This is a genomic window from Sporosarcina gallistercoris, assembly GCF_050459885.1.
Taxonomy (GTDB): domain Bacteria; phylum Bacillota; class Bacilli; order Bacillales_A; family Planococcaceae; genus Sporosarcina; species Sporosarcina gallistercoris_A.
In genome coordinates this window covers 46,937-71,427 of record NZ_JBCMNO010000026.1, presented here as the reverse complement: position 1 = coordinate 71,427, position 24,491 = coordinate 46,937, and the positions used below count along the sequence as shown (strand labels likewise).

The following is a 24,491-nucleotide window of genomic DNA, read 5'->3' as shown; positions in this document are numbered from 1 at the left end:
GATTGTTACATGTTGCGGCGGTATTGTCCGCCTACTTCGTATAGGGCGTTGGTGATTTGGCCGAGACTTGCGACTTTTACGGTGTCCATGAGAGCCTCGAAGATGTTGCCGCCTGAGATTGCAAGTTGTTTCAGGTCGGCTAGCGCTTGTTCTGCTTCGCTGCTGTGAGCGGATTGGAACGCGCGCAAGTTTTTGATTTGCGTCTCTTTTTCCTCTTGTGTTGCGCGTGCGAGTTCCATACTGTCGATGTCGTCTTCAGACGGCGGATTCGGGTTCAAGTAGGTGTTGACTCCGATGATCGGAAGTTCGCCGGAGTGTTTTTTCATCTCGTACAGCATCGATTCCTCTTGGATTTTGCCGCGTTGGTACTGAGTTTCCATCGAACCGAGGACGCCGCCGCGGTCGTTGAGCTTGTCGAATTCCTGCAGCACGGCTTCTTCGACGAGATCTGTCAATTCTTCTGCAATGAACGATCCCTGGAGTGGGTTTTCATTCTTCGACAACCCGTGTTCTTTCGTGATGATCATCTGAATCGCCATTGCGCGGCGCACGGATTCTTCAGTTGGTGTTGTGATTGCTTCGTCATAGGCATTCGTGTGGAGCGAGTTACAGTTATCCTGCAGTGCCATAAGCGCTTGCAACGTTGTCCGGATGTCATTGAAATCGATTTCTTGAGCATGCAGCGACCGTCCTGACGTCTGAACGTGATATTTCAGCTTTTGGCTGCGGTCATTTGCGCCGTATTTCTCACGCATGGCAACTGCCCAGATGCGGCGTGCAACGCGGCCGATCACTGTGTACTCAGGATCCAGTCCGTTCGAGAAGAAGAACGACAAGTTCGGTGCGAAGTCGTCGATGTTCATCCCGCGGCTCAAGTAGTACTCGACATACGTGAAGCCGTTTGCGAGAGTGAACGCGAGCTGGGAAATCGGATTGGCACCTGCTTCGGCGATATGATAGCCCGAGATGGAAACAGAATAATAATTACGTACTTTTTTATTGATGAAATACTGTTGGATGTCGCCCATCATGCGAAGTGCGAATTCTGTCGAGAAGATACAAGTATTCTGTCCCTGGTCTTCTTTCAGAATATCGGCTTGCACCGTTCCGCGGACTACTTTCAACGTCGCTTCCCGGACTTCCGTGAATTCGTCCACTGATAAGGTCCGGCCCAATTCCTCTTCCTGTTTCTTCACTTGCTGATCGATCGCGGTGTTCATGAACATCGCTAAGATAATCGGTGCTGGTCCGTTGATGGTCATCGAAACGGAAGTTGCCGGCGCACATAAGTCAAATCCATCATAGAGTTTCTTCATATCTTCCAATGTACAAATATTGACGCCGGACTCCCCTACTTTCCCGTAAATGTCAGGGCGTTCGTCAGGATCTTCTCCGTATAAAGTTACGGAATCGAATGCTGTGGACAGACGTTTTGCATCGTCGTCTTTCGACAGGTAATGGAACCGGCGATTCGTACGTTCCGGTGTCCCTTCTCCAGCGAACTGGCGCTTCGGATCTTCCCCTTCACGTTTGAATGGGAATACGCCTGCTGTGTACGGATACGATCCCGGGACGTTTTCTTTGTAGACCCAACGTATGATTTCACCATAATCTTTGAATTTCGGCAACGCGACTTTCGGGATTTTCAATCCGGATAAACTCGTGGTCGTCAGTGCTGTGCGGAGTTCTTTGTCCCGGACCTTCGTCACAAATTCGTCTTGAGCATACGCGTCTTTCAGTGTATTCCAGTTATCCAGAATGCGTCTGGATTCAGCCGTCATCTCATCGCGCACGTTGTCGTGCAGCGTTTCAAGTGATTGCACGAGTGCATCATCGGGTGTTTTCTCACGGACTTCCGAGAGCGCCCCTTCGAGCTGATACAATCTCGTTGCAAGGTGCGCCTGCTGTTCTGCGTGTTTATGGTAACCGCGGACTGTGGCTGCAATTTCACGTAGATATTGCAAGCGGTCGTTCGGGATGATCACGTTCTGTTTCTGTGTTTTTACGAACTCGGTATAAGACGTCGTCCAGTCTGTTCCGCATTTTTTGTTGAGCGTGTCAACAATTGCTGCAAACAAAGTATTCGTCCCTTTGTCATTGAACTGACTTGCGATTGTGCCATACACCGGCATCGAATCCAGCGGTTCATCAAAAAGAAGGCGACTGCGCTGATATTGCTTTTGGACTTGATTCAACGCGTCTTCAGAGCCTTTGCGTTCGAATTTATTGATGGCGATCAAGTCCGCAAAGTCGATCATATCGATTTTCTCAAGTTGAGAAGGTGCGCCGAATTCGCTCGTCATGACGTACATCGATACGTCTGAAACTTCATCGATTTCCGCGTCCCCTTGCCCGATCCCGCTTGTTTCCACGATGATCAAGTCATAACCGGCCACTTTGACGATGTCGAGCACATCTTTCAGTGCACCTGAAAGTTCAGTACGGGACCCGCGAGTGGCCAGACTGCGCATGAAAACGCGTTTGTTGAAGATGGCGTTCATCCGGATCCGGTCTCCTAGAAGAGCTCCGCCCGTTTTCTGTTTCGTCGGATCGATCGAGAGGATTGCGACTTTCCGATCCGGGAGTTCGTGGAGGAATCTGCGGATCAATTCGTCAGTCAACGAACTTTTACCTGCGCCCCCTGTTCCGGTAATCCCGAGAACCGGCGTCCCTTTGGATAGTTCACGTGCACGATCCAGCAGCGTTTTCGCTTTCTCGTCTTGGTCGTCATAATGCTCTTCGGCATACGTGATCAGGTTCGCTAACAGCTCCGGTTTCGTCGTTCCGACTTGTTCCAAATAGGCCATTTCGTCCTTCACTTCAGTTGCATAGTCACACTCTTCGACCATGCGGTTGATCATCCCTTGAAGGCCGAGTTTGCGACCGTCTTCCGGAGAGAAGATCCAAGCAATGCCGTATTGGTGCAGCTCTTTGATTTCCTTCGGGATGATGACGCCACCTCCGCCGCCATAGATTTTAATATGACCTGCGCCGCGTTCTTTCAGTAAGTCGTACATGTATTTGAAGTACTCGACGTGCCCGCCTTGGTAGGATGAAATCGCGATACCTTGCACGTCTTCCTGGATTGCCGCGTTCACGACTTCTTCGACAGAACGGTTGTGGCCGAGATGGATGACTTCTGCACCCGTCGACTGTAAAATGCGTCGCATGATGTTGATGCTCGCATCGTGTCCGTCAAATAGACTTGAAGCAGTTACAAACCGAACGTGGTGGGTCGGTTTGTAGATCTCTTGTTGCGTTTCAGCTGTTGCCATATTCGTGCACCCCTTTTGCTTTGTTTTCCATTTCCCCATTCGTCAGTTGCAGACCGGTTTGACCAATCCGTTCAGGAGCTGATCGGTTTGAAATTCAATATAGCCGTCCAAGTCATACATCTGTTGCAGTTCCCATCTTCGGAATGCCCACATCTGTCCTTGGATGACGATGTGATGCGCCGCGAGCTTGACGCTGCTATCTTTAATGCGGAGCTCCCCAGCGTCCGCGCAAGCACGCAGTAAGGTTTCGAATAACCCCGTCATGGCGCGTTCTTTTTTCAGTACATAGTCAAGTGCATTTTTCGGCAGCGACTTCGATTCCTGATACATGACGACGAATTCATCCGACAAGTCATCGACGAGCCGGTAGTAGACATCGATCGCGCGTGTCAGTCCGTCAATCGTCGCTTCCTCATCCGCAATTCCCGACAGACGGTGCTGCACTTCGTTGTAGATGGTGTCACAGACGAGGTACAGCACATCCTCTTTCGTGCGGATATATTCGTAGAGCGTGCCGATACTGAATCCGGCTTCTTTTGCGATTTCACGCGTCGTCGAGCGATGGAATCCTTTTTGTTTGAATAATCGGACTGCACCTTGGATGATCTGGTCACGACGTTTTTCGATTAAGTCGCCATCTTTTACAGACGACTTTACTTGGTGTTTCAGTTCCATCATCTGACCCCCCTTTTTACTTCGTCAGCATACGGGAGATGACGAGTCGCTGCACTTCTTGCGTACCTTCGTAAATTTGTGTGATTTTTGCGTCGCGCATGAAGCGCTCGACCGGATAGTCTTTCGTATATCCGTACCCGCCATATACTTGGACCGCTTCTGTCGTGACTTTCATTGCCGTGTCGCCTGCCATCAGTTTCGCCATTGCCGATGCTTTTCCGTATGGAAGATTGTTGGACTCGAGCCACGCCGCCTGGTACGTGAGCAGGCGGGATGCTTCAGTTGAGGTTGCCATGTCTGCAAGTTTGAATCCGATTCCTTGGTTCGCTACAATCGGCTTGCCGAATTGCACGCGCTCTTTTGCATAGTCTGTTGCATGGTCGAGTGCACCTTGAGCGATCCCGACTGCTTGTGCAGCAATTCCGTTCCGACCGCCGTCGAGTGTTTTCATCGCGATGATGAACCCTTGCCCTTCTTCACCTAGCATGTTTTCTTTCGGTACGCGGCAGTTGTCGAAAATGATTTCCGTCGTTGGCGATGAACGGATGCCGAGCTTTTTCTCTTTCTTGCCGACAGAGAAGCCAGGATAGTCCGCTTCGACGATAAATGCCGTAGTTCCTTTGTGCTTAGAATCCGCATCCGTGACCGCGAATACTATATAGATGTCAGCAATTCCGCCGTTTGTAATGAAGATTTTCGAACCGTTCAACACATAGTCGTCGCCATCCAGTTTAGCGGTTGTTTTCATACCGCCAGCGTCAGAACCTGAACCCGGTTCTGTAAGCCCATACGCACCGATTTTCGAGCCTTCTGCCATCGGACGAAGGTACTTTTGCTTCTGTTCTTCGGTACCATATTTGAAGACAGGCCATCCTGCGAGGGACGTGTGCGCAGAAAGTGTGACTCCAGTTGATGCACAAACGCGGGACAGTTCTTCGACTGCGATCACGTATGCAAGGTAGTCACTGCCGATGCCGCCGTATTCTTCCGGCCAAGGAATTCCCGTCAGTCCGAGTTCCGCCATTTTTTTGAATAAATCCATATCGAAGCGTTCTTCTTCGTCACGTTCTGCAGCTGTCGGAGCGACTTCTTTCTCTGCAAAGTCGCGAACCATTTTGCGGATCATTTCGTGTTCTTCAGAAAGTGTAAAGTTCATGGTGAGTTCCTCTTTTCTTTTGGATTCATTGATTAGGATGTTCGTGTGTTCGGGTCGCTTGAGCGGATTCACCTATTGCTTGATCACTTTTCGCGCCGCTTGAGCGGATCCACCTGCTGCTTGATCACTTTTCTCTATTTGAAGAGGGCATGAGGTTGCTAGGATTGATTCCTACTCATTCCCTTTCTGTCTCGCTAATCATTTTGTAAGATTCTTGGAAATTACGATGCGTTGGATCTCGCTCGTACCTTCGTAGATTTGAGTGACTTTGGCGTCGCGGAAGTATCGCTCGACGGGATAGTCTTTTGTATACCCATAGCCTCCGAATACTTGGACGGCTTCAATCGCGTTGTCCATTGCCGTTTGGGAGGCGAACAGTTTTGCCATGGATGCTTCTTGTGCACATGGTTTCCCTTCAGCTCGCAGTTGAGCTGCACGGTAAACGAGTAGGCGGGATGCTTCTGCAGCGGTTGCCATGTCAGCAATCTTGAATCCGATGCCTTGGTTCGCAGCGATCGGTTTGCCGAATTGGACGCGTTCCTTCGCATAATCAGTAGCTGCTTCAAGAGCCGCCTCTGCGATGCCGAGCGCTTGTGCGGCGATACCGATTCTGCCGACATCGAGGTTTGCCATCGCGATTTTGAAGCCTGCATTTTCTTCACCTAGCAAGTTGGATTCAGGTACGAACATGTCTTCGAACGTGAGCTGAACGGTACGGGATCCATGCATGCCCATTTTGTCTTCGTTTTTCCCGATGACTAAACCAGGCGTATCGCCATCCACGATGAACGCCGAGATACCATAAGATCCTTTTGACGGATCCGTGGCGGCGAAGACTATGTAAACGTCCGCTTCCCCTCCATTTGTGATGAACACTTTTGAGCCGTTCAGGACGTAACCGCCGTCCTTTTTCACAGCGCGTGTTTTCAGGGAACCCGCGTCTGAACCCGATGCTGGTTCTGTCAGACAGAAAGCACCTAGTAATTCGCCAGCTGCCATTCTCTTCAAGTAGCGCTCTTTCTGCTCTTCTGTTCCGAAGTAGAGAATCGGATTGGTACCGACGGATGTATGTACGGAAAGGATGACTCCTACCGTTGCGTGCATTTTAGAAAGTTCGTGGATTGCACTAATGTACGAAACGAAATCCATACCAGCGCCGCCATATTCTTCAGGGACGGTGATGCCCATAAGTCCGAGTTCGCCCATCTTCTTGACGATTTCTGTTGGGAATTCATCCGCCTCCAAGTTAGGAATGAACGGTTCAATTTCCGCTTTGGCAAAGTCTTTGACGAGTTTGCGCATCATCTGTTGTTCTTCGGTGAATTGGAAATCCATAGGTTACTCCCCTTTTATGAGTACGAGTAAAAGCCCCGTCCTGATTTTTTGCCGAGCCAGCCGGCGTTTACGTATTTACGCAGCAATGCACACGGTCGATACTTAGGATCCCCGTAGCCTTCTTGCAACGTTTCCATGATGTAAAGGCATGTATCGAGTCCGATGAAGTCTGCGAGTTGAAGAGGCCCCATCGGGTGGTTCATCCCAAGCTTCATCACTTCGTCGATCGCTTCTTTCGTTGCGACCCCTTCTTGCAATGTGAAGATCGCTTCGTTGATCATCGGCATAAGGATGCGATTTGCGACAAATCCAGGGAAGTCGTTTACTTCTACAGGCACTTTTCCAAGTTTGTTCGTCATGTCTTCGACCGACTGATAAACGGAGTCGGATGTGGACAAACCACGGATGATTTCGACGAGCTTCATGACTGGCACCGGGTTCATATAGTGCATGCCGATGACTTGTTCAGGCCGCTTCGTTGCCGCTGCAATTTCCGTGATTGGGAGGGATGATGTGTTCGTTGCTAGAATTGTGTGCGGCGGTGCAATCTCGTCTAATTGTTTAAAGATGGACTTTTTGATGTCCATATTTTCAACAGCCGCTTCGATGACGATATCAACGTTTTTTGCATCGTGGATATCCAGTGATTTCGTGATGCGTCCGAGGACTGCTTGCTTTTCATCTTCTGTCATTCGTTGTTTTTCCACGCTGCGTGCCAAGTTCTTCTCGATGACGGCGATTCCTTTTGCGTACGATTCCTCTTTCACGTCATTGAGGGTCACATTGAATCCTGCTTGTGCACAAACTTGCGCGATACCGCCGCCCATTTGACCCGCGCCGATTACCATTACGTTTTGAATGTTCATGTCTTTTCATCCTTTCCGTGTCGTGTTGATGGATGGTGCTCGCTTTTAGAGGCTCAGCTGAAACTTTTCAACCTCGCAACTTGGAGATGCTCATAAAGTTGAGATTGTGATCATAAACTTGTGATTCTGCTCATAAATCAGGAATTACGCTCATAAATCTCGAAATGTGATCATAAAGTCATAAAACTGCTCTTAATCCCCGAAATGTGATCATAAATTCCGAATACCGCTCATAAACTACTGGCGCAACAGGTTTGTTCGCCTTGCTAGTTATTGCTTCGGCACTTCAATCATGATTGCGTCACCTTGACCGCCGCCTGAACAAATGGCTGCAATTCCGATCCCGCCGCCTCTGCGTTTCAGTTCATATGCAAGTGTCAGAATGATGCGAGCGCCGCTTGCACCGATTGGGTGTCCGAGTGCAACTGCACCGCCGTTGACGTTCACTTTTTCCGGGTTGAGCTTTGCAATATCCGAACTGGCAAGTGCAACCACTGCGAATGCTTCATTGATTTCAAATAGATCGATGTCTTCAATCGATTTGCCTGTTTTCTTCAAGATTTCATTGATGACGAGGCCTGGAGTTTGTGGAAAGTTTTCCGGCTCGACTGCGACTTCTGCATGACCGATTACAGTCGCGAGGACGTTTTTCCCTTCGCGTGCCGCCCGTTCGTCACTCATCAACACGAGTGCGCATGCGCCGTCGTTCACTCCAGGCGCATTTCCTGCAGTGACAGTGCCCTCTTTACCGAATGCCGGGCGGAGTTTTGCGAGCACTTCGAGTGATGTATCTTTACGCGGCGCTTCGTCTCTGTCGACTACGATTGGATCGCCTTTACGCTGCGGGATTTCCACGGGTATGATTTCATCCGCAAATACTCCTTTTTCCATAGCAGTCACAGCGCGTTGGTGACTGCGAAGCGCCCATTCGTCTTGGCGTTCGCGCGTCACATTGAATGCTTCTGCAGTTGAATTTCCGAACGTACCCATATGCACATTTCCAGGAGAGAACGAATCGGAAAGTCCATCATAGATCATGCCATCGACGAGTGTCGCGTCGCCCATGCGTAAGCCGAAACGACCTTTTGGCAAGTAGTACGGTGCGTTTGACATCGACTCCATACCGCCTGCAACGATGACTTCTTCATCACCAAGTCGGATGAGCTGATCGCCAAGTGTCACACTTCGCATACCGGATGCGCATACTTTGTTGACGGTCTCCGTTTTTACGTTCCACGGGAGTCCTGCTTTGACCGCAGCTTGTCTTGAAGGAATCTGTCCTTGACCCGCTTGTAAGACAGTTCCGAAAATCACTTCGTTTACATCTGTCGCCTCAACGCCTGAGCGCTCTAGAGCGGCCTTGATTGCCGCTCCACCTAAATCACTTGCAGAGAGTGTTTGGAGTGCTCCGCCCATTTTTCCAAAAGCAGTTCGTGCGCCGTCAATCAATACTGTTTTAACCAATTTTCATCATCCTCCAGTTTTTGATAGCGTTTACATTTCGGCTTGCAAGGAGCGACTGAACGCTCGCTCGGTGAGGTTTCATCAGAAAGGGGAAGCATTTTGCTCCCCCTTGAATGATTTAATTCATAATTCTGTTCTGTTCGACTGTCTTAATTGTAAGACAAATCTGGCAGTCTGGCAAACTTTTTTCACTGGAGAACGGGTTCCCGTTCAGACTCGGAACCGTCTGCAATTTCTTCTCCGAATACAGAGCGTTCGAGAAGCTCCGCAATGTCATACGTTCCTACCGTTTCTTCCACTTCGATCGCTTTCGTTCCGTCAGACAACATCGTTAAGCAATACGGACATCCGGAAGAAATGATCCCCGGCTTCACTTCCATTGCTTGCTCCGTCCGAGCGACGTTGATGCGGTGGCCAGCGTCTTCTTCCATCCACATGAGACCTCCGCCGGCGCCACAGCACATGCCGTCTTGTCGGTTTCGTTTCATCTCGACCAGGTTGACGCCTGGAATGGATTTCAGTATTTCGCGTGGTGCATCGTAGACGTCATTGTAACGACCGAGGTAGCACGAATCATGGAACGTGATCGTTTCGTCGATCGCATGTTGCGGTTTCAAGCGTCCTTGTTGGACAAGATCATGCAACAGTTCGGTATGATGTAGCACTTCAGCGGTGAAGCCGAAGTCAGGATACTCGTTTTTGAAAATGTTGAATGCATGCGGATCGATTGTGACGATCTTCTTCACTTCCGCTTTTTCAAACTCCGCGATATTTGCAGTCGCAAGTTCCTGAAATAGGAACTCGTTTCCGAGACGCCGTGGAGTATCTCCGGAGTTCTTTTCTTTGTTGCCAAGAATTGCGAATGAAACCCCTGCTTCGTTCAGCAAATGAGCGAAGGACAACGCAATTTTCTGCGAACGGTTGTCAAATGCCCCCATCGAGCCGACCCATAGCAAGTATTCGAATGATTCGTCTGCTTTTTTCAGTTCCTTCACCGTTGGAATCTTAAGATCCGGACGTGCGTCACGCCAGTTCTCTTTCTCTTTACGGTTCAGTCCCCATGGATTCCCTTGGCGTTCGATATTCGTCATCGCCCGCTGTGCGTCTGCATCCATTTTCCCTTCCGTCATGACGAGGTAACGGCGGAGGTCGATGATTTTGTCAACGTGTTCGTTCATAACCGGACACTGGTCTTCACAGTTACGGCACGTCGTACATGCCCAAATTTCTTCTTCGGTGATCACATCGCCAATCAATGATGGATTGTAGATATCATCCATCGTTGCGCCTTCGAGACCAGCAGCCAGCGCAATCTGATTCCCTTTTGTATGACTGAACATGAACGAAGGCACCCAAGGTTTCTGTTTCGTTGTCAAAGCGCCGGTGTTCGTCAAGTTATCGCGCAGTTTGGTGATCAAATCCATCGGTGACAACATTTTTCCTGTTCCAGTAGCTGGACACATATTCGTACAGCGGCCGCATTCCACACACGCATACAAGTCGATCATTTGCAGCTGTGTGAAGTCCGTGATTTTGCCAACGCCAAGTGTTGGCATTTCCTCTTCGTCTTCAATTTCTTCGAGTGCTTCAAAATCGATTGGCGCAAGTTTTCCGCGACGATCGAAACGCATCATGTACGTATTGACTGGTCCAGCGATCAAGTGTGCGTGCTTCGATTGCGGCACATACACGAGGAATGTAAGCAATGTAAGCAAGTGAACCCACCATGCAACGAAGAAAATCGCTGCTGCAGCGGTCGGTGACAGGAAGCTGAAAACGGTTGCAATTCCTGACGCCATAGGTTCAGTCCACGTCGTTGCGTGGCCATGCCAAATCATATTCATGCCGTTTGCGACAAGTGTGGAAATCATGAGGGATCCGATGAAGATCAAAACAAGCCCTGACTTCCAGCCGCGTTTCAGGCGTACCAGTTTTTCCATGTAGCGACGATAGAAGGCCCACACAACCGCAACTAGGATGACCGCAACCACAATCTCCTGGAAGAAAGTGAAGAATGGATAGACCGGTCCGAACGGTAAGTGTGAATCCGGTTTCAATCCTTTCCAAATCAAATCGATTGCACCGAATTGAACGAGCAGGAAACCATAGAAGAACATGACATGGATCGTACCGCTCTTTTTATCTTTCAATAATTTCTTTTGTCCGAATACGTTTACCCATACTTCTTTCAAGCGTTTTTGAACGTTGTTGTCAAAGTCCTCTTTTTGCCCGAGCCGGATGAATTGTGTGCGTGTTTTGATCAAATATGTAAACAGCGCCAGCCCATATGCGACAACACCTAGGAACAAAACCCAGTTGGCGATTAATAAAGGTGTCATGATGTCCTCCCCCTTTGTGTGTATGTAGTGAATGTTCTTACTAGTCTAGACGAATTGAGGCGATTTGTCGATGCATTACTTACTAGTTTAAGATATGAATGAGCATTCAGTCAATGAAAATTTTGAAATGGTAGTGAATTCTGATGAAGAGGTTATTGCACGTGAACGAAGCTGGGTATTCGTGAATGAATTGCTATATGAGTAGCTTGAGCGGGGTGAGAATTCAACATGGATTATGATATATATGTACAGTTCAGTGGGTTTATGAGCGGTTTTTCTGTTTTATGAGCACTTTGTTCACTTTATGAGCGGTTTCCCAGATTTATGAGCACTTTGATGACTTTATGAGCGGTTTCCTAGATTTATGAGCACTTCGCCGATTTTATGAGCGGTTTCCCAAGTTTATGAGCACTTCGAGAGTTGAGTACGTTCTCATCCGGTGGATACCACTCAGGCGAACACAAGTCCGCACTCAACAAGCGAAGCGCTGCCAATCAGTCCTTTGAACTGCAGTCTTCTTCATGGCATTCTGCATCATACAACATACAGAGTGCTGGTGATCTTATTCCACTCTATGCAACAACGGACCCAAAAGATGATGGGCATCTGCCAGTCGATGCGGATCAATCTGCAGCAGGATGACGGTTGCGGGACCAGCCGAACAAGTTACGTCGAGCGGGCTGGCCACACCGCGGTTCGCGTCTCCAGTGAGCGCTTGCCATTCCGCCAAAATCCCTCTTGAGCCAACTGGCCAGATTTGCTGGATGAGTCCATTGCGACGTGCTTTGGCAAGAACGGCGAGTGATGCAATCTCGGATTCCCGTGTAAGCACTTCTCCACCTACAAGAGGTGTTCCGTATGTATACCAATTTCCGTTTGAAGGAGCTGTCGCATCCACTGTCCGCCTCCCCATGACTGTCACGGCAACGGCGGATTGACGAAGTGACATGTTCGTTTCACTGCTGCCGCTGATCGGCGGTACAACGGCACCGATTTCTTCGAAAACATCCTGGATCCCTTCGCAGTATCGATCCCAGCTGGCGTCTCCACTGAAATTATGAAGCAGCACCGCTTCCGGTTCCGCATTCGCCGCCCACTGTTCGAGCAGGGCGACGCGGGTTGCGAAACGGGCGGTGATGCGGTCAGGAACCACAACGATGTCATCCGCTTTCTCCCCGATGCCGCCTGAATTATCTGTCGTAACGATCCAGTCACCGAGCTGAATCGCATTGCGGTATGCGGTCATCCGCCCGCGTTATCCTTTTTGTCTTTCGCTCCTGTCCGGAAGACTTTCGCGCTGCGGACGTATTCGTTATCCGAAACGTTTGCCCGCTTGTTGACAATACGCGCTGCAACGAACAAATAGTCCGAAAGACGGTTCAAATACCGCTGAACCGTAGCGGGTACGTCTTCTTCATTCTTCATCAGCGTCACGGTGATCCGTTCTGCGCGGCGCGTGACTGTCCGGCAAATGTGAAGTGACGCAGCTGCATGTGTTCCGCCAGGTAAGATGAATTTCTCGAGTGGCGGTGCTTCTTCCATCAGCTCGTCAATGCGTTGTTCGAGCACTTCGATCGGCTCATCGGACAATTTGTAATGGCGTTCTTTCATGACGTTCGCGAGATCTCCGCCCCCGTCAAAAAGCTCGTTTTGCACCGCTTCTAAGTCGTCGAAAATATCCCGGCACGTTTCCAGATCGAGTTCCGCCATCGCTTTTCCGATGAATGAATTCAATTCATCGATTGTGCCATATGCTTCAACGCGTAAGCTGTCTTTGTCCACACGACCTCCGATCAAGCTCGTTTGACCTTTGTCCCCTGTTTTTGTATAGATTTTCATAGGTTATCTCCCCTTCACTTCAATTTTTGCGGGATCCCGTACCAGACCCGCGTGACCTCTCTAGCCACTTCCATTAAATGCTGATTCAACCTTCCACATGCATCACGAAGTGCCCGCTCTTCTGCATCCATCGGCACGATTCCCCTGCCGATATCCGTTATGATGAGCGTGACACGTTTTCCTGATAAAGCGTTGAGGAACTCATGAATCGCGTTCTCCTCGTCGTCCAGACGCGTTGCCATCCACTGTTCAACGCTGCATACGACAGCGGGCTGTTCAGCAGACAGCTCGCTCAACTGCCTCAAGTCAAGCGGCTTATCCTCCCCGAACCATCTAGCTTCCGCAGGCATCATTTCCCGGACGAATTTCCGTTTTCCGTTAACCGCTCCACCGATAACGATGTGCATCGCTCTCCCTCCTTCCACTGTCGTTCTGTCTCCCAATGAAACCGGTAGACAACTCCATGCGGGACTTCCCATGACCAGAATTCACGTCGTTCCGGTGCAAATCGTTCGAGCAGCAGCCGAATCGGACCGCCATGGGTAACGAGGCGCGCACCTGGAGGTAACTGTTGAAACGCTTCCACTACACGTGCTTCTACTTGTCGCAGTGATTCACCACCTGAAGGTGCTATCGTCGTCGGATCCTCCACCCAACTCCGATAATGTGGATACCTTTCAAGTTGTGCGTACGTTTTCCCTTCAAATTCACCAAAATTACATTCCCGGAAACGGGGGTCGGACTGATAGGTCGCGTTCGGAAACAGCAATGCTGCAGTTTGTCTCGTCCTTAGTAAATCACTGCCGTAAACTTCAGTACACTTAGTATCGTACGGTTCTAAAACTGTCGGCACAATTGGTTCGTCCGTCCACCCGATGTATTGCCGTTTCCCATTCCCGATTGTCGGCAAATGACGGATTACAACGAGCTCAATACCGCCAACCATAGCACAACCTCCATTCCTTCGATGAATGCACCGCTTAAATCACCTGTGACGCCTCCAAAGTTACGAACGGTCCACGATCGATACAGCAGAAGTGAAACACCGATTACACCCGCCATGACAATCGGCAGAACGGCTGTTTCCAAAACGATTCCCATAGCGATCATCCCGGCACTGATGCACACAATCGTCCAACCAATGAGCGGCCTGCGATTCAGTTTTTCTAGAAAGAAAGCCGCCATGCCGCTTGTTTTTGCAGGATTTGTTGAGACGAAGTAGAGGACCATGGCGCATCGGGCGAAAAAAGGTACTGCGACGAGTACGTAAACGCTCGCTTGACCCGATGCAATCCATTCGTGCAGCAGTGCAAATTTCAATAGGATGAACACTACGAGCCCAAGCGTACCGAATGCGCCGATTCGCGGATCCGCAAGAATTTCATGGCGGCGCTTCTGATCCCGATAAGAAAAATAGGCGTCGCTCGTGTCTGCAACTCCGTCCAAATGCAATCCGCCAGTTAAGGCGATTCCGACCACCACTGTTAGGACGCTCGCGAGAATAGACCCGAATCCGAGCCATTCACTCACTAAAATACTTGCAGTCATGGCAAGCCCGACCAGCACACCGACAAATGGCAGCGCGCCATACATTGCGGTGACATGATGGCGTTCCATCGGCAATTCTTTTCGCACAGGGATGCTTGTGAAAAACTGGAGTGCCAGTAGGATCCCGGTCATCTGCTCTCCACTCCCACTCCGATAATCCCTTTCAGCAATGGCCAGTTGATATGGTTTAAAACGTGTTCAGCCCATGCTTCATATGGATCCGTTCCGCTCGCCACTTGTGATATGGATCGCTCGCTATCTTCCTCTGCAATTCCGTGATCGGGTTTGTATGGCAGCACTCCTGCAACCGGAATTGCTGTATAGGTTTCTATGAATTCAATGCCATCTTGGAACCCTGCGGAATCGCCTTTGAATTTATTGATAACAATCGCCTTCACCCGATTCCGTTCGGATGGCTGCAGCAATTCAAGCGTGCCGACAATTGACGCAAATACGCCGCCTCGATCGATATCCGCTACGAGTACGACGGGAACGTCCGCCAGTTCAGCAACTTTCATGTTGACAATGTCCCGTGCGAGTAAATTCATTTCCACTGGACTTCCCGCCCCTTCGATGACAAGCGCTTCGAAAGAGGTGCTTAACGAATCGAGTGACTGTTCAATCGCTTGAATCGCCCGTTCGTAATACATGTCACGATAGGCGATGCCACTCACCGGCTCGAGTGGCTGTCCACAAAAAGTGCCTTTCAGGGTTCCGTCCGCTCCAGGCTGCAAAATGATTGGGTTCATGTCCGCAGTCGGTTGTGTCCGGGCGGCTTCAGCTTGAATGAATTGTGCGCGGCTGATCGGCGTTCCGTCCATCGCATGTTCTACAAAGGGGGATAAATTCTGGGATTTGAACGGCGCAGCGCGGACGCCATCATTCGCAAGCAAGCGGCAAAGTGCCGTACAGACAAGGCTTTTCCCTACGTCTGACGCGGTCCCCATGACCATGATTCCTTTCATCCGTGCATCCTCCTTTGCTTATGGACAATCGCCAATCCACTATCCATTTCAATCGCGACATCCGCCTTGGCAACAAGTTCTTGGTGTAAGGCGCCAAGTAGTTGAGTGTACGTTCGAGTGATTTCCTCGGTCTTAGGTGGTTCGTCGAACACTTCGTTTGAAACAATGACAAGTTGGTTCGTGTACCCTTGAATACGCTCAATCGTTTCGAGCAACGTCGCAACTTTTCGTTCCATGCATTCAGGCTTCAAAATACAGGGCATCCCGGATTCCCAACCTTCAAACGCTTCGTTTCCAAGCCATGTTGTGACGCAGTCCCACAGGATATGGTCGTCAGGCTGCAAGTAAGGAAGCACATCCTCAAGATGCGTGGGCTGCTCAATCGTGGTCCAGCCGTCATCCGCCCGATCGACCCGATGGCGTGCGATCCGCTCTGCCATTTCTTCATCGGTTGCTGTGCCGGATGCGATATACACGAGCCGGCCGCCTGTTTTTGTTGCTTCCGTTCGAACAAGCTGTTCAGCGTAAGCACTTTTCCCGCTTCTCACTCCTCCGCTTATGAAAGTGAGCGTACTTCGGGTTTCATTCAAAATAGGGGTCAGTGCGGTCCGTAGGGTGTCCATGTCGCAAGCGGACTTCAACCCAATGCGGAGCCAACGACCATCTAATCCTTTGAAGTTTTCCGTATGACGGACGACGATGCCTTGCTTCAGCAACTCGGTGAACACTTCTTTGGCAGGACGATGTGCAGGCGGTTGAAACAGGATGTAATTCGCTGCAGAATCAATGACTCTACATCCGTTTGTCGTTAAAAAAGTTGTCATCTTTACGCGTTCCTCGGCTGCTTGCAGAATGGCACGTTTACGATACTCTGATTGACTTAGGCAAATCGTCCCGAGCTGCGCCGCAATTGCATTGACATTCCAATGAGGCGCTAGTCGTTTCAAGCCTTCAATACGCTCAGGATGCGCAACTGCATAGCCGAGCCGGATGCCGGGTATCGCATACAATTTCGTCATCGAGCGGACAACGATCACATTCGGGTAGTTCCCGATTTCGGGAATGAACGATAAGGTTTCATCGACCCAATCCATGAACGCTTCGTCCAAAACGACATCACAGGAAAAAGCATTCGCATGTTGAATGAGCGCGATTAAGTCTGTTCGGCTCGGTAAAACCCCCGTCGGATTGTTCGGTGTGCATAGGTATAAGGCGTCCGCGGTCTTGATGACGGTCTTGAGTTCATCGATAGGTAAAGCGAATCCGTCATCCTCGTGCGCTTGGACATGCGTGATTCGCGCGCCAGCTGCGGTTAATGTCGCCTCATATTCAGAGAACGTCGGGTGAACGAGAATCGCCCGCTTTCCACGGTAGCGTTCGGCGACAAGCGAAAGGATTTCAGCCGCGCCATTGCCGAGAACGAGTTGGGAGACATCGATGCCGTGAAACTTTGCGACAGCTGAGCGGAATGGTTCCCCGTTCGGATCGGGATAGCGTGCAATTGCTGGCAGGAGTTCGTTCCATCCTGTTCGAATCGCTTCAGGTGGACCTGCTGGGTTGCAGTTTTCACTGAAATCGAGCACGTGCGCAGGCTGTTTCAGATTCAGTGTTTCGTATAGTTTGTGCGGGTTCGCACCATGGTTAGGCAATGGCATAGATGATCCCTCCGATGATGATGCCGAGCGCCCAAACGCCGGATGCCGCGCGGTTTAGTTGGACGAGTGTCTGATTGATATGAATGCCGGTCAGTTTTTTTAAATTCGGACCGAATTCCGGACGATGGGACGTGACCCCTTTGTATGTATTCGTGCCGCCAAGCTGAACGCCGAGTTGCCATGCGGTTGCAGCTTCCAGATAGCCGCTGTTCGGGCTCGGGTGCTTCTTAGCATCCGTTCGAAAGCCTTCGAATCGCCTACCGAGCGGAATGTCGCCTTCATTTGGCGAAAGGACGAGGATGAGTAAGCCGGTTATTCTGGATGGAATGAAGTTCAGGACGTCGTCAGCACGAGCAGATGCCGTTCCGAATTCGCGATACCGGTCGTCTTTATAGCCGACCATGGAGTCCAATGTGTTCACCGCTTTATACATCCACAGACCAGGCGCACCCAGTATGAAAGCGAATAATAGAGGTGCAGTGACGCCATCCGAAATGTTTTCAGAGACCGTTTCCACGACGCCTCGCGTGACTTCCGATTCGTTCAACTTCTCTGTATCTCTCCCTACAATCCATGACAATTTTTTACGGGCTTCTTTCATGTCACCTGCTGCAAGCGGCATCGAGACTTCAAGTGCTGCAGTGCGCAAACTTTTTTGTGCGAGACCGACAGAGATGAAGACACTTTCCACCCCAATTCCGACAGCGGGATGCCACCAGTAGGCTGCAACAGTGAAGATGGCAACGAGTAAGAACGTCGGCAGGACGATAAGGACTAGCAAGAGAGCCCCTTTTGCAGTGCGTTGACTTCCGTTATTCAGCAAGTTTGTGAGTTTTGTAATATATGCTCCGAGCCATCGGACAGGGTGCGGCCAGTTTGGGGGATCGCCGATAATCCGATCCAGATAGAATCCGAGTGTAACCGCGAGCAGATGCGCTAGGATCAGTCCTTCCATCCTTTCGCCTCCTTGTACGTCTTGATGGCATGGATTGTACATTCATAAACACCGGTCCCGATCAATTTCCCGAGCGGAGTAATGGGTCCTGCATAGGGGAGTTCTTGTCCCGTTTGCGTTGCTGCGACGAGGAGACTATCCGTCGAGGTTCCTGTTGCTTGGGTTCCAGTTAACGGATCGAGCACGTTTTCCGTCTGAAGCGCTCGTGTTTTCGCTTCAGTTGCCGTGATCATCGCTTGGATGAACGCCTCATCCGATAGTCGTCCATTGACGATAATCCACGTGTTAATCGTACCGACGCGTGAGTCCCTTTCACACGCTTTCGAGACGTCGACTGCGTTGCCTACTCCTGCAGTGACAGCGATCACGATGGAAACACCTTCATCCGAAAAACTTGCAATTTCAGCATGGAGTGTTTGCACAGCTGTCATCATACCGACTGTATCAGTCAGATGGTGACCGCGTTTTTCAAGGTAGTTTTCCATTTCCTTTTTCACATCATCACAATCATAAGTTGCATCGACGTGGCGATTGACGAATGTTGTGTACCAGCCCGTCCCTGGATTATGGACAGCGGACGAAACCGTTTTGAGTGACTGTGGCGCTTGAAATAGGACGCTGTCCGCGGTGACGTTGAACTGGGTTTCATCCACCACGTAAGGCACGTTTGTTTTTCCGTTCATAGCGGGCAGCAATGTCATTTGCGGCTTCGGCAATTCTGGATGGGCTTGTGTTTTAACCGCCGCATTGTAAACGGATCGAATAACCGGCTCCCTCACAACGTCTTGCGGCAATCCGATTTTCGCAATTTCACCGTTTTCCATGAGTAATAGCCGATCGCAATAGAGTGCCGCCAAGTTGACGTCATGGAAGACGGACACAATGGTTTTCCCTTCATCGACTGCTAGACTTCTGACTGTATCGAGCAATTGCTGCTGGTAGGCGATATCGAGATGATTCGTCGGTTCATCCAATAACAAAAGAGGGGCTTGCTGGGCGAGGGCTTGCGCGACAAATACGCGCTGCTGCTCTCCACCTGACAACGATTCGATGAGGGTGTTTTTAAAGCGTGCGACCCCAGTCCGTTCCATTGCATGGTTCACGGCCGCTTCGTCTTCAGCGGTCCATGAAGAGAAAAGCCCTGTTTGGTAAGGATAGCGCCCGAGTTCAACGGTGGCTCTGACAGTATGCGAAAACGCATGTGCGTGCATTTGTGGAAGTACGGCAACATGACGTGCAAACTCTTTCGGCGAATAATGGGCTGCCGGTTTTCCTGAGATTACAACACTTCCTGCCTGTTTCGGCAAGATGCCTGAAATCATCTTGAGAAGTGTCGACTTCCCGCTGCCGTTCGGACCGAGAATGCCAAGTATTTCCCCAGGCTGAACGTTGAATGACACGTTTTTTACAATCGGTTCTTTGCCATACCCGCCTGTTAAACTTTGTACGTGCAACATTACGCAGTCCCCCCTTTCCGTTGTCGATAAAAGATGAAGGCAAATACCGGTGCTCCGATGAATGCAGTGATGACGCCAACGGGCAGCTCTGTCGGCGAAATGATCGTGCGCGCAATGAGGTCACAAATGATGAGCAGCGTCGCCCCATTCATGAACGATAGTGTAAGTAGATGACGATGGTCCGCTCCCCAAAGCAAGCGCGTCATATGGGGGACGACGAGCCCGACGAAACCGATTGTTCCGGAAACGGAGACGGCTGCACCTGTTAAGATCGAACCTCCAATTAAGATGACGAGTTTCCGGCGTTTGACGTCGACACCTAAGTGTTTCGCCCGGTCTTCTCCGAAAAGCATCGCATTCAGCTCTCTGCGATTCATCCACAAAAGAAACGAACCGATGATTGTGAATGGGAGAATCATATGGATGTAATTCCAGCCGCGCATCGAGACGCTTCCAAGGAGCCAACCGATGATTTGACGGAGCTCTTCGCCTGTAAGCGCAATCATCAGTGACAGCACAGAGCCCAGGAATGAGCCGAAAATGATTCCTGTTAAGATGATCGTTTCCATATTGAGGCCACGGTCGACGAGCTTCGCAAAGCCGAGGACAAGAAACATCGTGATTGCGGCACCGACCATACTGAAAACAGGAAGCGTGTAGAGGCCGAGAACGGGAATACTAATGCCGAAAAAGAGTGTCATCACAGCACCAACAGAGGCGCCGGATGACACTCCGAGGGTGTAAGGATCTGCCAGTGGATTTTTAAGCAATCCTTGGAATGCAGCGCCAGCAATAGCGAGCGACGCACCGACGAGTCCTGCCAGGATAACGCGTGGCAACCTGATTTTCCATAAGATATTGGTCGCAGTCGTGTCCGCCCCTTGGTTCCAAAGTGTGCTGATCGGCACATGGACAGACCCGATGGATACACCGAGACCAACTGCCGTCAACAGGACGGCAGCTGAAATGATGTAAGCAATCAGTGGGTTTCTCACTTGAATGCCTCAGGGTAAACTGCTTTCGCGACTTCTTCGAGTCCTTCAGAAAGACGCGGACCTGTGCGGCTCGTTAGGTTGTCGTCGACTTGTACGACGTGGTCTTCTTTGACTGCAGTAAGGTCTGCGAAACCGTCGCGCTTTTTGACGCTGTTGATAACGTCAGGCGTGTAATCATGCATGATAACCATGACGTCGGGGTTCTGTTTGACAATCTCTTCCGGACTGATCATGATCCAGCCTTCCTCTGTCACGACGTTTTCAGCGCCGATCTTGTCGAGGATTTCTTGCATGAAGGTATTTTTACCAGGTACGTAGATTTCAGGTACGTCAGATGTTTCTACGATGACACGTTTCGGAGTTTCGACGTCAGCTGTTTTCGCAACGACTTCTTCCACTTTCGCTTTCATGTCTTCAACGATTTTCGAGGCTTCTTCCGGCTTATTTGTTGCTTCACCGATTGCTTCGATTGTGCTGTAGGTTTCATCGAAGTTCATCGCATTTTTCACGACGTACACGGGAATTCCCGCATCGCGGATTTGTTCAAAGCCCGCTTCCGACCCAGGGAGTGACATTTCGTGTCCGAAAACGATGTCCGGATTCATGGAGATGATTTTTTCGATATTGAGGTTCATGTCCCCGATTTTTTCTTTTCCGTTTGCTGCTTCCGGATAATCGGAATAGTCATCGACTGCAACAATTTCGTCATCAAGTCCAAGTTCAAAAAGAATTTCCGTATTACTTGGAAGTGTTGAAATGATGGTTTCCGGTGCTTTTTCAAGTGTGATTTCTTTACCCGTTGCATCGGTTATCGTCAATGGATAGGTGATGGCGTCTTCACTAGCTTCTGAATCGGTTCCCTCATCTTTGCCGGATTGCTCCGTAGATGATGCATTGTTGTCTGTTCCCTTGTCTTGGTTGTCGTCCGTTCCGCCGCAAGCAGTCAGAAGCAGGACAGCAAGAACGGCGGTAAGCCACAGCTGCCACATTTTTTTCATAGTATGTTCCTCCTGTTTTGTCCAAACAAAAATCCCCCGCTTTTGTCTCGGAGGATAGGTGCATTGGAAATAAGGCGGACTTCGCCAAATTTCACCATGTCTATCCTCGTAGATCTCGGGTGATAATCGAAGAAGGCAGGTCTCCTGGCTTGTGCAATGACGCTTCATCCGCGCCTTCCCGGGAGTGTTCCGGTGGCAACAGCGGATGAGCTAGCACGTACAGTGGCGGGACCGCGCCGGATTTCAACCGGCTTCCCTTTTAACCTCGATCGCTCGAGGCACCTTTTTCGTGTTTGTTATGTAATTTGATACATTTCTATTATACAGAAGTGTCTGGAAATGTCGAGAGGCCACTGGCGAATATTGTCATGACGTGTGATTGATGGAAGGTTTGTGTTGTTGGACACTCACGGAGGGTTGTCCGACACTTGCGGGAGTTTCTCCGACACTTGGAGCCATTTGTCCGACACTTAAGGACATTTCTCAATCATTTAGCGACGTTTCGCAATATCCGGACACAATTCAACCTTGATCTCAGGGTTATTTGTGTGTGCTTTTCTTATATCTCTATGGAAACGTATCAGCTTTGAGAAATCGTCATTATGGCAGCGCGGATCGGCAATATGGTGAGGAGAATCGGCCATACGGGGAGTAATCGGCATCAGAAGACGAGCCAACCTCTTTTAATAAATCCTGTTCGTACCTGTTGACTTGGTTTTGATCACACAAAAATGCCCTCCTTGTCTCCAGGAGGGCTGATCGTGCTGATTACATACGTTCTGGAGCTGCGACGCCTACGAGTTTCAGTGCGTTGGCAATCGTTGTGCGTGCTGCTGTGATTAATGCAAGACGCGCTTCGGACAGTTCTTTGTTTTCATCGTCCAACACTTTTTCCGCATTGTAGAAACTGTGGAATGTCGAAGCAAGTTCTTGGATGTATGTCGTGATACGGTGCGGGGCACGAAGGCGTGCTGCATCGCTGACAAGTTGTGGGAAGTCCCCGATTTTTTTGATCAAGTCGATTTCCTTTTCCGCCTTCAACAGGGAGACGTTCGCAACAGACGCGGCTACGCCTTTTTCTTCAGCTGCACGCAAAATCGATGAGATTCGAGCGTGTGCATACTGCGCGTAATATACCGGGTTTTCATTCGACTTCGAAACAGCCAGATCCAAGTCGAAGTCCATTTGGGCATCACCTGAACGCATCGCGAAGAAATAACGGGTTGCGTCTAAGCCGACCAATTCAACGAGTTCGCGAAGCGTGACGGCTTTACCAGTACGTTTACTCATCTTGAATTTTTCTCCGTCCTTATAAAGCTGGACCATTTGTGCAACTTCCACTTCCAACGTATCCCGGTCATAACCTAATGCTTGAATTGCCGCTTTCATACGAGGGATGTAGCCATGGTGGTCTGCGCCCCAGATGTTGATGAGTTTATCGAACCCGCGATTCAATTTGTCTTCGTGATACGCAATATCCGGCATTAAATATGTGTAGGATCCATCATTTTTAATGAGGACACGATCTTTATCGTCACCGAATTCAGTCGAACGGAACCATGTCGCGCCTTCTTCTTCAAAGACATGCCCGTTTTCACGCAGTTTGTTCAACGCGACGTCGATTTTGCCATCTTTGTATAACGAAGTCTCTGAGAACCAGACGTCAAACGGTACACGGAAGTCCGCTAAATCTTGCTGCAATTTGCCAAGCTCGATTTTCAAGCCGTACTCGCGGAAAAATTGATAACGCTCTTCATCGGGCACATGCACGAATTTGTCTCCGTTTTCTTCTACGAGTTGCTTAGCGATTTCAATAATGTCCGGGCCTTGATAGCCGTCTTCGGGCATTTCTTTTTCGAGTCCGAGTTCTTGGTAATAACGTGCTTCTACAGAATACGCCAAGTTTTCCACTTGCTTCCCGGCATCGTTAATGTAATATTCGCGTGATACATCGTAGCCCGCAAAGTCGAGAATGCTGCATAGTGAATCTCCAAGGGATGCGCCGCGAGCGTGTCCTAAATGCAAGTCGCCTGTTGGATTTGCTGACACGAACTCCACTTGGATTTTTTCATTTTCTCCGGAATCATTACGACCGTAGTCTGCGGATTGTTCGATAACAGTCTTAACGACGTCATCCAAGTAATCCTTCTTCAAGATGATGTTCATGAATCCAGGACCTGCAATGTCAATCGACTCGATAGACGTTCCGGTTTTATCCAACTTTTCAAGAATGGCTTCTGCAATCGCACGCGGAGGCTTTTTCGCTAGTTTAGTGAGCTGCATTGCAATATTGGTTGCATAATCGCCGTTTTCTTTACTTTTCGGTGTTTCCAGCATGATGACCGGTATGTCTGTTTCTTCTACTAAACCTGTTGCAAGCACTGCGTTGTGTAAAGCGGTCTTAACTTCGTGCTGGATCTGTTCTACTGCATTCATAGTGTTCCCTCCGCATAGTGAATAGTTAGTTGGTAAGTGCCGAGCAAGGATTGTTCGGAGTGCATGTCGTAATGCACATGGAATTCGCCTGCTGTTTGTTCAGTTTTAATGGATAGTTCTTTTGTTACGACAAGCAAGTCCATCGAAAGTGGCCCATTGGCGTATGTCCCGACACGTTTACCTTTCAATTCAAATGGCAAGCGCATTCTTATAGCACCCGTCCGCATTACGAGAGCGTCTTCCGGGTCAAGCCTAATCATCGTTTTTATAAGTTCACGATTTTGCTCTTCTACATAGCGCAAGTATCGGCTGCCTGCTTTCTCAACGATCGTGCCCTCTATTTCAAGCTCGTACGTGTCGGTTTCCTGTCCGGGATGTTGGATTGCCGACTTCAACTTAATCTTCACCGGCACAGCCGAGTTTTGCGTTCCCATCCGCTCACCGCCTTCAATTTCATATATCTCTCTATTATAGCCGTTCGTCAGTCCTTTTTTCAATCATTGCTTAATAAGAGGCGTTTTTTCCAAGTCTTC

20 protein-coding genes and 1 riboswitch are annotated in these 24,491 nt (G+C 49.7%); all 20 genes read right to left on the bottom strand.

Annotation, left to right across the window (positions count from 1 at the left end; translation table 11 throughout):
• Positions 1-5 precede the first annotated feature (5 nt).
• Positions 6-3,275, bottom strand: coding sequence for a fused isobutyryl-CoA mutase/GTPase IcmF (gene icmF, locus ABE021_RS14670; RefSeq protein WP_430289679.1), 3,270 nt, complete (start codon positions 3,273-3,275; stop codon positions 6-8).
• A 42-nt stretch (positions 3,276-3,317) separates the two neighbouring features.
• On the bottom strand, positions 3,318-3,950 hold the full coding sequence (locus ABE021_RS14665; protein ID WP_430289677.1) for a TetR/AcrR family transcriptional regulator: 633 nt from the start codon (positions 3,948-3,950) through the stop codon (positions 3,318-3,320).
• 16 nt (positions 3,951-3,966) lie between these two features.
• A complete protein-coding gene (locus ABE021_RS14660) occupies positions 3,967-5,106 on the bottom strand; it encodes an acyl-CoA dehydrogenase (protein WP_430289674.1) in 1,140 nt (379 codons plus the stop codon).
• A gap of 198 nt (positions 5,107-5,304) precedes the next feature.
• A complete protein-coding gene (locus ABE021_RS14655) occupies positions 5,305-6,441 on the bottom strand; it encodes an acyl-CoA dehydrogenase (RefSeq protein ID WP_430289673.1) in 1,137 nt (378 codons plus the stop codon).
• A gap of 14 nt (positions 6,442-6,455) precedes the next feature.
• Entirely contained in the window at positions 6,456-7,307 is an 852-nt protein-coding gene (locus ABE021_RS14650; protein ID WP_430289671.1) for a 3-hydroxybutyryl-CoA dehydrogenase, read from the bottom strand.
• Between the two features lie 270 nt (positions 7,308-7,577).
• Positions 7,578-8,771, bottom strand: coding sequence for an acetyl-CoA C-acetyltransferase (locus ABE021_RS14645; RefSeq protein WP_430289669.1), 1,194 nt, complete (start codon positions 8,769-8,771; stop codon positions 7,578-7,580).
• A 188-nt stretch (positions 8,772-8,959) separates the two neighbouring features.
• The gene (locus ABE021_RS14640) at positions 8,960-11,110 is read right to left on the bottom strand and encodes a heterodisulfide reductase-related iron-sulfur binding cluster (RefSeq protein ID WP_430289667.1); all 2,151 of its coding nucleotides are present in this window, start codon (positions 11,108-11,110) and stop codon (positions 8,960-8,962) included.
• A 562-nt stretch (positions 11,111-11,672) separates the two neighbouring features.
• Positions 11,673-12,356, bottom strand: coding sequence for an alpha-ribazole-5-phosphate synthase (locus ABE021_RS14635; protein WP_430289666.1), 684 nt, complete (start codon positions 12,354-12,356; stop codon positions 11,673-11,675).
• Positions 12,353-12,949, bottom strand: coding sequence for a cob(I)yrinic acid a,c-diamide adenosyltransferase (locus tag ABE021_RS14630; RefSeq protein WP_430289665.1), 597 nt, complete (start codon positions 12,947-12,949; stop codon positions 12,353-12,355). The genes ABE021_RS14635 and ABE021_RS14630 overlap by 4 nt, the downstream gene beginning before the upstream one ends.
• Positions 12,950-12,963: 14 nt before the next feature.
• Entirely contained in the window at positions 12,964-13,356 is a 393-nt protein-coding gene (locus ABE021_RS14625; protein ID WP_430289664.1) for a bifunctional adenosylcobinamide kinase/adenosylcobinamide-phosphate guanylyltransferase, read from the bottom strand.
• Entirely contained in the window at positions 13,299-13,895 is a 597-nt protein-coding gene (locus tag ABE021_RS14620; RefSeq protein WP_430289662.1) for a histidine phosphatase family protein, read from the bottom strand. Before ABE021_RS14620 ends, ABE021_RS14625 begins: the two co-directional genes overlap by 58 nt.
• Entirely contained in the window at positions 13,868-14,629 is a 762-nt protein-coding gene (cobS, locus tag ABE021_RS14615; protein WP_430289660.1) for an adenosylcobinamide-GDP ribazoletransferase, read from the bottom strand. The genes ABE021_RS14620 and cobS overlap by 28 nt, the downstream gene beginning before the upstream one ends.
• On the bottom strand, positions 14,626-15,462 hold the full coding sequence (locus tag ABE021_RS14610) for a cobyric acid synthase (RefSeq protein WP_430289658.1): 837 nt from the start codon (positions 15,460-15,462) through the stop codon (positions 14,626-14,628). The genes cobS and ABE021_RS14610 overlap by 4 nt, the downstream gene beginning before the upstream one ends.
• Complete coding sequence (gene cobD, locus ABE021_RS14605) at positions 15,459-17,117, bottom strand: threonine-phosphate decarboxylase CobD (protein ID WP_430289657.1); 1,659 nt, start codon at positions 17,115-17,117, stop codon at positions 15,459-15,461. The genes ABE021_RS14610 and cobD overlap by 4 nt, the downstream gene beginning before the upstream one ends.
• A complete protein-coding gene (cbiB, locus tag ABE021_RS14600; protein ID WP_430289700.1) occupies positions 17,104-18,060 on the bottom strand; it encodes an adenosylcobinamide-phosphate synthase CbiB in 957 nt (318 codons plus the stop codon). Before cbiB ends, cobD begins: the two co-directional genes overlap by 14 nt.
• On the bottom strand, positions 18,060-19,529 hold the full coding sequence (locus ABE021_RS14595; RefSeq protein ID WP_430289655.1) for an adenosylcobinamide amidohydrolase: 1,470 nt from the start codon (positions 19,527-19,529) through the stop codon (positions 18,060-18,062). Before ABE021_RS14595 ends, cbiB begins: the two co-directional genes overlap by 1 nt.
• Positions 19,529-20,512, bottom strand: a complete 984-nt coding sequence (locus ABE021_RS14590; RefSeq protein WP_430289698.1) for a FecCD family ABC transporter permease — start codon at positions 20,510-20,512, stop codon at positions 19,529-19,531. The genes ABE021_RS14595 and ABE021_RS14590 overlap by 1 nt, the downstream gene beginning before the upstream one ends.
• Before the next feature lie 8 nt (positions 20,513-20,520).
• Entirely contained in the window at positions 20,521-21,522 is a 1,002-nt protein-coding gene (locus ABE021_RS14585) for an ABC transporter substrate-binding protein (protein WP_430289653.1), read from the bottom strand.
• Between the two features lie 117 nt (positions 21,523-21,639).
• Positions 21,640-21,823, bottom strand: a riboswitch (cobalamin riboswitch).
• A 467-nt stretch (positions 21,824-22,290) separates the two neighbouring features.
• Positions 22,291-23,958, bottom strand: coding sequence for an arginine--tRNA ligase (gene argS / locus ABE021_RS14580; RefSeq protein ID WP_430289651.1), 1,668 nt, complete (start codon positions 23,956-23,958; stop codon positions 22,291-22,293).
• Positions 23,955-24,392: a DUF1934 domain-containing protein gene (locus ABE021_RS14575; RefSeq protein ID WP_430289650.1), complete on the bottom strand. Its 438-nt coding sequence runs from the start codon at positions 24,390-24,392 to the stop codon at positions 23,955-23,957. The genes argS and ABE021_RS14575 overlap by 4 nt, the downstream gene beginning before the upstream one ends.
• Positions 24,393-24,491 lie beyond the last annotated feature (99 nt).

Coding starts and splice junctions, on each gene's coding strand:
- icmF (WP_430289679.1), bottom strand. CDS start 3,275: ATGGCAACAGCTGAAACGCAACAAGAGATCTACAAACCGACCCACCAC.
- ABE021_RS14665 (WP_430289677.1), bottom strand. CDS start 3,950: ATGGAACTGAAACACCAAGTAAAGTCGTCTGTAAAAGATGGCGACTTA.
- ABE021_RS14660 (WP_430289674.1), bottom strand. CDS start 5,106: ATGAACTTTACACTTTCTGAAGAACACGAAATGATCCGCAAAATGGTT.
- ABE021_RS14655 (WP_430289673.1), bottom strand. CDS start 6,441: ATGGATTTCCAATTCACCGAAGAACAACAGATGATGCGCAAACTCGTC.
- ABE021_RS14650 (WP_430289671.1), bottom strand. CDS start 7,307: ATGAACATTCAAAACGTAATGGTAATCGGCGCGGGTCAAATGGGCGGC.
- ABE021_RS14640 (WP_430289667.1), bottom strand. CDS start 11,110: ATGACACCTTTATTAATCGCCAACTGGGTTTTGTTCCTAGGTGTTGTC.
- ABE021_RS14635 (WP_430289666.1), bottom strand. CDS start 12,356: ATGACCGCATACCGCAATGCGATTCAGCTCGGTGACTGGATCGTTACG.
- ABE021_RS14630 (WP_430289665.1), bottom strand. CDS start 12,949: ATGAAAATCTATACAAAAACAGGGGACAAAGGTCAAACGAGCTTGATC.
- ABE021_RS14625 (WP_430289664.1), bottom strand. CDS start 13,356: ATGCACATCGTTATCGGTGGAGCGGTTAACGGAAAACGGAAATTCGTC.
- ABE021_RS14620 (WP_430289662.1), bottom strand. CDS start 13,895: ATGGTTGGCGGTATTGAGCTCGTTGTAATCCGTCATTTGCCGACAATC.
- cobS (WP_430289660.1), bottom strand. CDS start 14,629: ATGACCGGGATCCTACTGGCACTCCAGTTTTTCACAAGCATCCCTGTG.
- ABE021_RS14610 (WP_430289658.1), bottom strand. CDS start 15,462: ATGAAAGGAATCATGGTCATGGGGACCGCGTCAGACGTAGGGAAAAGC.
- cobD (WP_430289657.1), bottom strand. CDS start 17,117: ATGCCATTGCCTAACCATGGTGCGAACCCGCACAAACTATACGAAACA.
- ABE021_RS14595 (WP_430289655.1), bottom strand. CDS start 19,529: ATGTTGCACGTACAAAGTTTAACAGGCGGGTATGGCAAAGAACCGATT.
- ABE021_RS14585 (WP_430289653.1), bottom strand. CDS start 21,522: ATGAAAAAAATGTGGCAGCTGTGGCTTACCGCCGTTCTTGCTGTCCTG.
- argS (WP_430289651.1), bottom strand. CDS start 23,958: ATGAATGCAGTAGAACAGATCCAGCACGAAGTTAAGACCGCTTTACAC.
- ABE021_RS14575 (WP_430289650.1), bottom strand. CDS start 24,392: ATGGGAACGCAAAACTCGGCTGTGCCGGTGAAGATTAAGTTGAAGTCG.